Consider the following 12,759-nt stretch of genomic DNA (forward strand, 5'->3'; position numbering starts at 1 on the left):
TATTAAGTATATCATAATTATATAATCATAATTTTGTTATCATATTTCGTAAGTAACAGATAAATCTGTCTACCGTCAGCAATCCTATAACAAACAGAACAAATTCATAAAAACTCCCGTCTTCAACCATACTCAAATAGTAGTATATAGGATCTAAATTTGTAATAAACCTAATTCCGAAAACTCTCACATCAAATATTACAGGTGCAAAAATAACCAAAAATAAAACAAGGGGAAAGATTAAGGCTTCCAATATTTCACTTCTTTTAAAACAATTTCTAAGTATATCGGTAATCAGTATAAATGAAGTCACAATCAGAAACATTGCACTTATCTCAATCAAAAGATCTTTTACCTGTCTTGTCAAAAACAAAGTCAAAAGCATTACCGTTGCCAGATTGGTTGAAATACCTATACTGTAAACCGGTGCAATTACTCTCATAAGTTTCCTGTCAGTCATAGAAAAAAGTCCGTTTTTTTCATCACTCAAAAAATAGATATTGGCAGTCAAGCTGCCTACAAACAGCCATATACACATAAAACCCCTTATAGGATATGTTATATAGTCAAGTTCCTCGTAGGGACTCTTTCCGTTTACACCTTCAAACTTTATAAAATCATCCTCTATGTTTATATTGTTAAAATATTTATCAAGTATATCAGTATCACTTATATTGATTTTTTTCATATATTTTATATACTCACAGTGTGCAATATAAGGATACAGTACGGCATACAGCTTTTCTCTTGCGATACTGTTTATGGTAGAGTCATTGCCTTGAATTACCTCTATACTTTTATCTCCGATATCATCAAGTGAATCCGGAAGTACCCATATAATATCAAGCTTTCCTCTTTGCAGTTTTTTCTTTGCAAGCTGTTCGTCTTCATAAACTTCAAAGTCAAGTACACTCTTCTCACTCTTAAGCTTATTTACAACCGCTCTTACATCACTGTTACTTAAATTACCTGCTACAATTCCGATATCAAGCAATCCCTTTTTTTGCTTGGATACAGACATTATACCAAGTACAAGCAAAGGCAATGATAAAAGCATTATGATAAACTCCGCCCTTTTTAAAAGTCTTTTGTTTAATGCTATATACCATCTTTTTATTGTTCGGATATTATCTTTTATTTCGCAAAGCATATACCCCTCCGATAAATAAGATACTGTATACAAGTATAATTATAAAGCAAAAAATATCTGCACTATATCCCATACCGTCACTAAGCACCTGTATTCCTGCACCTGAAGGCAAAAATATTGAAAGTTTCATTATAATATCAGGAAAAAAGCTTATAGGATATATACATCCTCCTATATACCCAAGTGAAATACCAAGTAACAGCTCTGTAAGTACAGCAACAATCCTTTTATATATTATCTCATATATAAATAAGTGCATTGAGGCAAACATAACAGACAAAAAAACTATATCTTTACAATATTCAAATAAATTTACAGAATTATAATTCCCAGGTAAAATCGCACCTGTCAAAGCCATACCGCCTGTAAATATAAGCACTGTTAAAATTATATATAGGCTTATTACAAACATATCTGCAATAAGTGAATCACCGTATGAAAGCCCTCTTGATTTCAATACTCTTAAAAGACTTTCATTTTTTTCTACAAAGCAGTCCTCCAAGTCCAAGCCCTGTAAGCATCATAAAAAGAACGCTCATACCGCAAATATAATTATCCGTATCTGACAGTCCGCTAACTGTATCAATACTTTTTACATCATATATTTTTCCCCTGCTCATTACATTCTTTAAAAGCTCTATATTAAACTCGGTATTTGCCCTCTCTCTGTTATATACCTGCGGATGATCAATCAGATAATTATCCGTTGCATAGATTGCTCTTTCAGAGTTCACTAAAAGTGTTGAAAAAACAGATGCAACCTCCTTTGACAAAGCACTTATCATACCTGCTCCCGAACTTATATATTCTACAGGTCTGTTCTCTCCTTTTTCAAGCGCTTCTATAAAATCCTTATCTATTTTAAAATATCCTATTATCTCACCGGCTTTCAAAGATTTTTTTGCCGCAGTCTCGTCCATATTTATAAACTTTATTGAAAACCTTGAAGCATCCATGTTATTTAGCATCTCCACTCCAAGCTTCATATATTTATTTTCAATACTCCCTACTATACCTACTCCTATCCTGCTTTGTGACTTACTTGTCGTACCGATTTTCAAAGCAAAAATACCGCAAATACCTGCTATTGTCAAAAAATTAAATAAAAGAGCCATAGGAAGTACTTGAAACAATCTCTTTATTTGAATCAAAAGATAAGACTTAAACATCTAATCACCTATCAATTTTGCAAGATTTTTTATATTGCCGTCAAAGCGGTATTCATTAAGTACGCCATCCTTTAAAATATAATGCCTGTCACATAGATTAAGCTCGCCTTCATCATGTGTTACAAGTATGACTATTCCTCCCATATCAGTAAATTTTTTTATATACTCATGTATTATCTCCTTTGCCACAATATCAAGTGCCGCACCGGGCTCATCCATAAGCAATATCTTTGAATGCTTCTTTACAGCACAGGCTATTGAAAGTCTCTTTTTCATACCCTCGCTTAAAGTAGATACTCTTTTGTTTATAAATTTTGTAATACCAAGTTCTTTTATTATTCCCTCTTTTGCACTCATATCCAAATATTTCCTGTCATGCCAAAGCAAAAGATTATCCTTGCCCGAAAGTTCCTCTATAAGAGGATTGCACTGAGGTATTATTCCTACAAGAAATCTTCTCCTTTTATCATCCTTTAAAAGATCATAATCCTCACAGATAAACTCTCCTTCATCTGCATCAGTTATTCCTGCCAATATAGAGAGAATGGTAGTCTTTCCACTACCATTCCCTCCTAAAATCCCTATGCAACTGCCAAACTCTATATTAAGAGTTACTCCTTTCAGAATATCTCTTTTGCCGTATCTTTTCTTTAGTCCTACTATATCTATACTACTTGATTTCATCTTCCAACTCATCCACATACTCGCTTGGGACTCCCGCCTGCCTTAACCTGTCTGTGAGTTTGTCCTTATCAAAGCTTTGTCCGTACTCCTGTAAATCCGTATCTTCGGCAAAGTCAAGTTTCTTTCCGTCAAGCTCGTTCGGCTTTTTGAATTTGCCTGTTGCATCATCTATAGCAAATCTTAAAAGACTGTCGTCATCTTTCATAAGACTTAAAATAACCGAGTTCTTATTTGTGTCCTCCTGTATAATTACACCTACACTGTAGTCCGCTATATCACTGTAGGTTACAGCCGCCACATCAAAGTCCATATCCATATATCCGTTTTTCAACTTTTTAAAATCTATTCTGTTGACACCGATACTCAAAGTTTGTCCTGAATATGTAATATCAAAATCTCCGATCAAAACAGAGTTCTTTATCTTACCCCTACCTGTAAGACTTGCCGTATTATATCCGTCACTTATATTGATTTCAACCCCCAGCTTTGAGTTATTTACAGGAGTCTTATACTCCATTATTGTCTGATTGTCTACAACCAATTCCTTTGCTACAACCTTCTTACCTGAAACCCATACACTGCACTCAAGGTCGTTAAACTGTTCACTGTCGGCATATTCACGCTCAAGCTCTGCAATACTTTTGAATTCATCATATGCATCCTTACCTGATATTCCGTTATCCGATAATTTTCCGTATGCATCTCCACAGTTTATAATCACTTCTTTGAGCTCGTCATCATCAAGTGCTTTATTAAGAATATCTTTTTTAATATCTTTTAATTTATCCTCCGATATATGTGCTGTAAGTTTTGTAGCCTTTACTCTCACATCCTGTGCCTCTACACTGTCTGAAGACCTTTCTACATTATCTATATTTTCAAGAAAAATCTTTGTATACTTATCCGTAATCTTTTTGAGCTTGGCTGAATCGGGAAGAGCCTCTGCAAACATAGCATTCATACCCAATGTTTCAAAAGCATTGAATCTTCCCATATGTCCGATATTTCCGGATAATTTATTTGTATCAAATGTAAGTACATTATCTGAGAATTCAGGTAATTTTACCTGCATATTTTTATCACTCATATATGCATCTATCTTAAAAAGATTCTTTTTATTCAACTTCATATTCAACTCGATATCCATATCATCCAGTGTAATATTTCCGTTGTATTCTATTTGTGCACTGTCAAACCAATTGATATCATCCATAGAATATGGTAACTCAGATGTTAAAAAATCCTTTCCCTTATCAGACAGCTCCAAACTCATAATACCGTTTGTATTGTATCCGTCTTTGTATGATTTGTATCTTTCCTTCATTCTGTCTATAGACTTTCCGACATAACCTATTACAGAATCGGACTCTTTTTGTATCGCAGCCTTAAACTGATCTTTAGGTGAAGTAAATATACTCTTTACAACACCTGCTCCCGCAAATACGGCTCCTGCAACTGCAACTGCCGCCAAAACTCCGACTGTTAAAGCTACAGGTTTCTTTTTCTTCTTTGTTCCTTCATCATATCCGTCAAAAGCACTTTCACCTGCCGGCTTATAATCAGGGTTCTTTTCTCCGCAATTTGCACAGAACATCTCATCAGGTTCTAAATGTGCATTACATTTTTTGCAATTCATAAAATATCCTCCCAAAATCTCTATGAATAATAAAATACTTGTATATTTATTTTACTATATTTTATATCTTTTTTCATTACAAATCGTATTTTATCAGATATAAAAAGAACCTTCGGCAAATAACCAAAGGTTTTTTTATTAAAATCCGAATCCCTCCGCTATAGCTTTGGTGTCTGCATTCACCCATTTGTTTATCAAATCAGAGGTCAAGGCGGACAAGCATATCGGATAATGCCCTCATAGATTAGAACATCGGTACAACCGCTCCATTGTACTTGGTTTCTATAAATTTCTTTACAGTATCACTCTCAAGCGCCTTTATAAGTGCAAGTATTGCATCGGACTTCTCATCTCCCTCTCTTACAGCAATAATATTTGCATATGTTGTAGCTGCAATTGACTTTGAATCTTCGATTGCAAGTGCATCACTTACCTTAAGTCCGGCCTGTATTGCGTAGTTACCGTTTATAACAGCTATATCAACATCACCAAGTGTTCTTGCAACCTGTGCGGCTTCAATCTCCTGAATATCAAGATTCTTAGGATTCTCTACAATATCCTGCTTCGTAGCATTGATTCCTACACCCTCTTTTAATTTAAGAAGTCCGTTTGCCTCAAGTAAAAGCAAGGCTCTTGCCTCATTTGTAGCATCATTTGGTACTGAAACCTTAGCACCGTCCTTAAGTGCATCAAGTGTGGCAGTCTTTCCTGCATAGATACCGAAAGGCTCATAGTGGATTGCACCGGCTGAAACTAAAGTTGTATTATGCTCTTTGTTGAAGTTTTCAAGGTATGGATAATGCTGGAAGTAATTTGCATCAAGTTCCTTTGAATCAAGTGCTACATTCGGCTGAATATAGTCATTGTACTCAACAATTTTAAGGTCATATCCCTCTTCTTTTAAAACCGGCTTCGCAGCCTCAAGTATCTCGGCATGCGGTGCAGGAGATGCTCCGACAGTGATTGTCTTTAACTCTTTGCTTGCAGATGCACTCTCACTTGATGACTCGCCTACACTCTCACTTGTACTTTCGCTTGAAGTTGTTGTATCTGCCGCCTTCTTTCCACATCCTGCCAAAACAAGCAGTGATGTCAAACCTAATGCCAATAATATTCTTTTCTTCATATATATTCTCCTCCGTTATTTTCTTATATACAATGTATAGACTAAAAACAATATTCTGTCAATCCCTTATACTCGGTATGTTTATAGTCTTTTCTTATAACCTGTTATTTTACTCTCTTATCACAGCGTTTTGAGCTTCTCATAAATATTTCCTGTATTATCTGTACAAGTATAACCAAAATAGCTACAGTGATAAACATAATATCAGTCTGATATCTGTAGTAACCGTAGTTGATGGCAATAGTACCGAGGCCTCCTCCGCCTGTAAATCCCGCCATTGCGGAATATCCTAAAATAGTAGTCACCGATATAGCCGCACCTACCAAAAGTGAAGGTCTTGATTCAGGCAAAAGCACCTTAAATATAATTTGCATATTGCTTGCACCCATAGACTTTGCAGCCTCAATTACTCCTGCATCAACTTCTTTTAGCGAAGACTCCACCATTCTGGCAATATACGGTGCAGCCGCAATCACAAGAGGCGGAATAACCGCAACAGGTCCTATAGAAGTACCTACCATCAGTCTTGTAAGCGGTATAACCATAATAAGTAAAATCATAAAAGGTACAGACCTTATCAAGTTTATGACAGAACCCAGTACACCGTTCAGTACAGGCATAGGCTTGATACCGTTTGTGTCACTGACCACCAAAATAACTCCAAGCGGAATACCTATCACATATGAAAAGAATGAAGAGGCGGCAGTCATCAGCAAAGTCTCATACAAACCTGTCAAAATCATTGAAACCATACTAATACTCCTTTCTCTTTTCAAGACTTATTTTTTCATTATCCTTATCGGGAAAATCAATTTCATGGTATTTTATCTTTATTCCGTCCAAATATCTCTTTGCCCTTTGAGCTTCTTCTTCACCCGATATTTGAATAATCATATGTCCGTATGCACTGCCGCCGATATCCTTAGTCTGTGCATACAGTATATTTACAGGAATACCACAGGATAAAATCATATTTGAAAGCACAGGCTCAAATGAACTTCTGCCGTCAAACTCAATTCTAAGCTTAACCCCTGAGACTATTTCCCTTCTCTCTATTACATCACCAAGTATCAGCTTCTTTCCTATATCAGACTGCGGATTGGCAAATATATCTTCAACCTTGCCGACCTCTGCAATCTTACTGTTTTCAATAATTGCCACCTTGTCACAGATACTTTCAATAACCTTCATCTCATGAGTAATTACTATTACGGTAATCCCCATCTTTTTATTGATATCCTTTATAAGCTCTAAAATCTGCCCTGTAGTATTGGGGTCAAGTGCTGAGGTGGCTTCATCACATAATAATAACTTCGGATTTGTGGCAATCGCCCTTGCAATCGCTACCCTTTGCTTTTGCCCTCCTGAGAGTTGTGCAGGATATGCCTTTTCCCTGTTTGAAAGACCTACAAGGCTTAACAACTCCTTTGCTCTTTGCCTTGCCTTAGCCTTTGACACTCCGCTTATTTCTAAAGGAAAGCAGACATTATCCAAGATATTTCTCTGTGAAAGCAGATTAAACTGTTGGAATATCATGCCCATATCTCTTCTGACTCTTCTTATCTGAAGTTCACTCATACTCTTAAGAGCTTTACCCTCAAAGAAAACATCTCCTTCAGTAGGTATCTCAAGATAATTGATACATCTTACAAGTGTAGACTTTCCTGCACCTGAAAGACCTATTATTCCGAATATCTCGCCTCTGCCGACATCCAGATTGATATTATCAAGAGCTTTGACATCGCCGTTCTTTGTATGAAAGACCTTGCCCATGCTCTTTAAACTTACAATAACATCCATATGCCCCCTTACCCACACAGTTCAGCTATTGACTGTGCAAATATTTTTGCCGCCGCTACAAGCTCATCTATCACTACAAACTCGTCTGCACCATGCATCTTTGTATCAGTTCCGGGGAATACCGCACCGAAAGCAACACCGTTTTCTATATCATGCACATAGGTTCCTCCACCCATTGCAATACATTCTCCCTTAAGTCCTGTGTAGTCCTCATATATTGAAAGAAGTGTCTTTACAAAAGGTGAATCGGCATCCACCTCATGCGGCAATTTCACACTGTCATTCAAAAGCTCCACATCAATGTCCTTAAATTTATCTCTTACAGTTTTAAGTATCTTATCTCCGTCACCGCTTACAGGTATTCTACAGTCAAAGAATCCATGTAATCTGTCTGCTTTTAGGCTAAGCATTGAAAAAGCCAGTGTAAGTTCACCGCTTTTTTTATCTTTGACGGCAATACCGAGTGCATCACCTCTTGTATCACCATGCGGCATCAGCTTATATAACTTCTTTATGGTTTCTATTTTCTTTGAGTGTGAAAACTTAAGTCTTGAAAGCAGCTCAAGCAATCCTGTTATGGCATTATTACCCATTTGAGGAGTAGATGCGTGAGCATTTTTACCCATTGCCGTAATTTCAAATACCGGCTCAAGGTCATAGGCAAATTTTATACCTGTCTCCTTAGTTACCTTCTTTGCCTCTTTTTCCACTTCATCAACAGAAAAGCCCTCTATTACAGCCTTTGCCTTAGGCGGTACCACATTTACCTTTGTTCCGGCTTCAATACTTACAAGTCTTTTATCTCCTTTGTCCTCTAAAGTTGCTAAAAACTCTCCTTGAAGTTGTCCCTTTTCTATATTGACTACCGGAAACTCTCCGTCAGGTGAAAATGTCATAGGTGCCTGTTTTTCCTTGGTGTAATAATACTTTATACAGGCACTTCCACATTCCTCATCTGTTCCAAGTACAAGTCTTGTATTCTTTCTTACCGGAATACCGAGATCTTTTATGGCACGAAGTGCATACAGTGCCGCTATGGCGGGTCCCTTGTCATCAGATGTTCCTCTACCGTAAATTTTGCCGTCTACCACCTTCGGCTCAAACGGATTTGTTATACTCCAACCCTCACCGGCAGGTACAACATCAAGATGTGCCAATATATCAAGTCCCTTTTCTTTTTTATTTAAGTCTATGGCACCGGCATAGTTGTCATAGTTTGTAATTTCAAAACCGTACTTTTCCGCCATATCAAGTGCCAAAACAAGTGCTCTTCTTGGTCCGTCTCCAAACGGAGCTCCCTCTACATACTCACTTTTCTCACTGTCTATTGAGCAAAGCCTTTTTATATCCTCCACCATTTCATCCTGATGCTCTTCTATATACTTTTCTATCTCTTCTCTATATTTTCTCATATTTTCCTTTCTAGTTTTTTCCAAACTCACTAAGTATCAGTCCTTCATTCCTTTCTTCAACCATTCTTACACTCCATGGATGTGTGAAGATAAGCAGCGGACGATCCTTAAGATCTTTAATTTTTTTCATATCACTTGTGCCTTGAATCTTATCGATATCTACAGTAGATGATTCGTCAATCCATCTTATATGCTCATAAGGCAGTTTATCAAGTTTTACATCTACATTATATTCATTCTTCAGTCTGTAAGTCAGCACTTCAAACTGCAATACACCTACCACTCCTACTATTATCTCTTCCATTCCCGTATTATACTCCTGGAAAATCTGGATTGCACCCTCTTGTGCTATCTGATAGACACCTTTTAAGAACTGTTTTCTCTTCATAGTGTCCACCTGACGCACTCTGGCAAAATGCTCAGGAGCAAATGTAGGAATACCCTCAAACTCTACATTATTTACAGTGGTCAAAGTATCACCGATGCCGAAGATTCCCGGGTCAAATACTCCTATAATATCTCCCGCATACGCCTTTTCCACTATCTTTCTCTCATCCGCCATCATCTGTGTGGACTGATTGAGTCGGATTTTTTTATTTCCCTGAACATGAATAACTTCCATACCTGCATCATACTCACCTGAACATATCCTCATAAAAGCAATTCTGTCCCTATGTGCCTTGTTCATATTTGCCTGTATCTTAAATACAAATGCCGAGAAAAACTCATCCTTCATAGGGTCAACATATCCTTCATGTGTTTTTCTCTTTAACGGTGATGAAGTCATCCTAAGGAAATGCTCAAGAAAGGTCTGCACACCGAAATTTGTAAGGGCGGAACCGAAAAATACCGGACTAAGTTCACCTACGGACACCTTATCCATATCAAGTTCGTCACTGGCACCGTCCAAAAGTTCTATATCATTTCTTAGTATATCCGCATAGTCAAAACCGATGTAGTCATCAAGTTTACTGTCATCAAGTTCAATAAGTTGTGTATCTACTTCCTTCATACCTGCATTGGCTGCTGTAAACTTATTTATCTGCTTTGTCTGTCTGTCATATACACCTTTAAAATTCTTGCCTGAACCTATAGGCCAGTTCACAGGGCAAGTCCTTATACCCAGTACACTCTCAATATCGTCTAAAAGTTCAAAAGGATCTCTTGCCTCTCTGTCAAGCTTATTTATAAAAGTAAATATAGGTATCTTTCTCATAACACAGACCTTAAATAATTTGATTGTCTGTGCCTCAACGCCCTTGCCGGCATCTATTACCATCACTGCCGAATCAGCCGCCATCAAAGTTCTGTATGTATCTTCAGAGAAGTCCTGATGTCCCGGTGTATCAAGTATATTTATGCAAAATCCCTCATAGTTAAACTGCATAACTGAAGATGTTACAGAAATACCTCTCTCTTTTTCTATCTCCATCCAGTCACTGACTGCATACTTGGCTGTCTTTTTTCCCTTTACACTTCCTGCCAGGTTTATAGCCCCGCCATAGAGCAAAAACTTCTCTGTAAGCGTTGTCTTTCCCGCATCAGGGTGTGATATTATAGCAAATGTTCTTCTCTTACTTATCTCTTCAAAATTCACTTAAAAATTCCTCACTATCTCATCAAATATCTTCTTTGCCACCTCAAGTTTGGACAGCTTATCAAGTATTATCTCTTTATCCTTTGTAAATATGGTAACTACATTTGTATCGGTTCCAAAGCCTGCACCTTCAACCTTTACATTATTTGCAACGATCATATCTACATTTTTACTTTTCAACTTCTTTTTTGAGTTTGCTTCCATATTTTCCGTTTCCATAGAAAATCCGCATAAAAACTGCTTTTTAGGATTGTCAGCCCTTCTCTTGCCAAGTTCTTTTAAAATATCTTTAGTTCTTGAAAGTTCTATAGATAAGTCCGTATCCCTTTTCTTTATTTTCTCATCACTGTATTTTGCAGGTGTATAATCAGCCACTGCGGCAGCCTTTATAATAATATCCTGTGAGTCGGATATTTTCATTATCTCATCATACATGTCCTTTGCCGACTCTATATCTATCCTCGTGATAAAATCCGGTACAAATACATCAGAGGGGCCGATTACCAAAGTTACCTTGGCACCTCTGTATGCCGCCATCTTTGCAAGTTCAACACCCATCTTTCCGGTGGAGTTATTGGAAATATATCTCACCGGATCAATAGCCTCTCTTGTCGGACCTGCACTTACACATACCTTTTTGCCTGTCAAATCCTTTTCCTTATAAACCGCTTTTTTGATATGTTCTAAAAGCATCTCGGGCTGCGGCATCTTTCCGGCTCCGCTGTCACCGCAGGCCAGATGACCGCTGTCAGGCAAAATAACTTCCATACCGTAGGTTCTAAGCTTCATCATATTATGTCTTACTATCTTATTTTCATACATAGTTGTATTCATAGCCGGCGAAATTACTATAGGGCATCTCATTGCAAGTGCTGTAGTTGTCAGCATATCATCTGCAATACCGTTTGCAAGCTTACCTGTCACATCCGCACTCGCAGGTGCAATAAGGAAAACATCCGCCCACTTCCCAAGCTCTATATGGTCTACCTTAAATTCAAAATTTCTGTCAAATGTATCTATATATACCTTATTTGCAGTCAACGTCTCAAATGTCATCGGTGTAATAAACTTTGCAGCATTCTCAGTCATAATCACCTTTACATTTGCCTTTTGCTTTTTTAGCATACTTGCAAGCGTTGCAATCTTATATGCTGCAATCCCTCCTGTAACTCCAAGTAATATATTTTTATTTTCCAGCATAAAGCCTCCAAAATCCTTATTGAATATCATACTTACCGATTATACGCTATTTTATTATTGCAAGCAATAAGATAGATTAGTATACTTTAATACAAAGTTTTTATTTTATATAAGCTTTTATTTTATAAAGAAGGACAATTTTATGATATTAGCAATTGATATGGGTAACTCAAATATTGTAGTAGGTGGAATTGACAATAAGCAGATATATTTTCTTGAAAGAATCACCACACATACTACCAGAACGGAGCTGGAATACTCTATGTATATCAAAGGTATACTCGATATACATGGTGTAAAGGTAAAAGATATAGAGGGTGCGATACTCTCAAGTGTAGTACCGCCGCTTAATATTACCGTAAAAAATGCTGTAAAGAAAATACTCGGTATCGAATGTATGCTTGTAGAATCCGGTATGAAGACAGGCCTTAATATACTTATGGACAATCCTAAATCAGTAGGATCCGATATGATAGTTGATGCAATAGCCGCTATGTCTGAATACCCCCTGCCTCTTGCCGTCATTGACATGGGTACGGCTACCACTATCTCTGTAGTTGATATACACGGTAATTATATAGGCGGCATCATACATCCCGGACTTCGCATCTCACTTGATACACTCAGCTCAAAAACCGCTCAGCTTCCACAAGTAAACCTTGATATACCAAAGAAGGTGATAGCAAAAAATACTGTTGACAGTATGAGAAGCGGTATACTCTTCGGTCATGCCGGCATGATGGACGGCATCATCTCTCGAATGGAAGAAGAACTTGGTCAAAAACTGAATGTAGTTGCCACAGGCGGTCTTGCCCCCTTTGTCACGCCGCTTTGTAAGCATGATATTATAGTAGATGACAATTTGCTCTTAAAGGGGCTGTTAAAACTTTATATCAAAAATCAATAAAATAATACCACCGGATTAGCCGGTGGTATTATTTGAAATATCAAAAAAGCCTTGGAAAACTTCTTATCTTTCCAAGGC

At 37.3% G+C, this 12,759-nt stretch carries 12 protein-coding genes; 1 reads left to right on the forward strand and 11 read right to left on the reverse strand.

Going from position 1 to position 12,759, the window contains the following annotated elements; genetic code table 11:
* Positions 1–25: 25 nt before the first annotated feature.
* The 11 genes from HMPREF0381_RS10260 to coaBC form a co-directional block, all read right to left on the reverse strand.
* Entirely contained in the window at positions 26–1,150 is a 1,125-nt protein-coding gene (locus HMPREF0381_RS10260; RefSeq protein WP_008751910.1) for a hypothetical protein, read from the reverse strand.
* Entirely contained in the window at positions 1,128–1,658 is a 531-nt protein-coding gene (locus tag HMPREF0381_RS15445) for a hypothetical protein (protein WP_242824422.1), read from the reverse strand. Before HMPREF0381_RS15445 ends, HMPREF0381_RS10260 begins: the two co-directional genes overlap by 23 nt.
* Positions 1,624–2,319, reverse strand: coding sequence for an ABC transporter permease (locus HMPREF0381_RS15450; RefSeq protein ID WP_008751912.1), 696 nt, complete (start codon positions 2,317–2,319; stop codon positions 1,624–1,626). The genes HMPREF0381_RS15445 and HMPREF0381_RS15450 overlap by 35 nt, the downstream gene beginning before the upstream one ends.
* Positions 2,320–3,003, reverse strand: coding sequence for an ATP-binding cassette domain-containing protein (locus tag HMPREF0381_RS10270; RefSeq protein WP_008752775.1), 684 nt, complete (start codon positions 3,001–3,003; stop codon positions 2,320–2,322).
* On the reverse strand, positions 2,990–4,639 hold the full coding sequence (locus HMPREF0381_RS10275) for a zinc ribbon domain-containing protein (RefSeq protein WP_008751914.1): 1,650 nt from the start codon (positions 4,637–4,639) through the stop codon (positions 2,990–2,992). The genes HMPREF0381_RS10270 and HMPREF0381_RS10275 overlap by 14 nt, the downstream gene beginning before the upstream one ends.
* A 244-nt stretch (positions 4,640–4,883) precedes the next feature.
* Positions 4,884–5,765 (reverse strand): MetQ/NlpA family ABC transporter substrate-binding protein, encoded by an 882-nt coding sequence (locus HMPREF0381_RS10280; protein WP_008751915.1) that lies wholly within the window; start codon positions 5,763–5,765, stop codon positions 4,884–4,886.
* A gap of 104 nt (positions 5,766–5,869) precedes the next feature.
* A complete protein-coding gene (locus tag HMPREF0381_RS10285) occupies positions 5,870–6,517 on the reverse strand; it encodes a methionine ABC transporter permease (RefSeq protein ID WP_008751916.1) in 648 nt (215 codons plus the stop codon).
* Between the two features lies 1 nt (position 6,518).
* Positions 6,519–7,565, reverse strand: a complete 1,047-nt coding sequence (locus tag HMPREF0381_RS10290) for a methionine ABC transporter ATP-binding protein (RefSeq protein WP_040461383.1) — start codon at positions 7,563–7,565, stop codon at positions 6,519–6,521.
* A gap of 8 nt (positions 7,566–7,573) precedes the next feature.
* Positions 7,574–8,977 carry a dipeptidase PepV gene (pepV, locus tag HMPREF0381_RS10295; protein WP_040461839.1) on the reverse strand — a complete coding sequence of 468 codons (1,404 nt, stop codon included), beginning with the start codon at positions 8,975–8,977 and terminating at the stop codon, positions 7,574–7,576.
* A 10-nt stretch (positions 8,978–8,987) separates the two neighbouring features.
* Positions 8,988–10,574 (reverse strand): peptide chain release factor 3, encoded by a 1,587-nt coding sequence (locus HMPREF0381_RS10300; RefSeq protein WP_008751919.1) that lies wholly within the window; start codon positions 10,572–10,574, stop codon positions 8,988–8,990.
* Positions 10,575–11,774 carry a bifunctional phosphopantothenoylcysteine decarboxylase/phosphopantothenate--cysteine ligase CoaBC gene (gene coaBC / locus HMPREF0381_RS10305; protein WP_040461385.1) on the reverse strand — a complete coding sequence of 400 codons (1,200 nt, stop codon included), beginning with the start codon at positions 11,772–11,774 and terminating at the stop codon, positions 10,575–10,577.
* A 142-nt stretch (positions 11,775–11,916) separates the two neighbouring features.
* Here coaBC and HMPREF0381_RS10310 point away from each other — a divergent pair, with 142 nt between their 5' ends.
* Entirely contained in the window at positions 11,917–12,681 is a 765-nt protein-coding gene (locus HMPREF0381_RS10310; protein WP_008751921.1) for a type III pantothenate kinase, read from the forward strand.
* Positions 12,682–12,759: the final 78 nt, after the last annotated feature.

The organism is Lachnoanaerobaculum saburreum DSM 3986 (genome assembly GCF_000185385.1).
Taxonomy (GTDB): domain Bacteria; phylum Bacillota; class Clostridia; order Lachnospirales; family Lachnospiraceae; genus Lachnoanaerobaculum; species Lachnoanaerobaculum saburreum.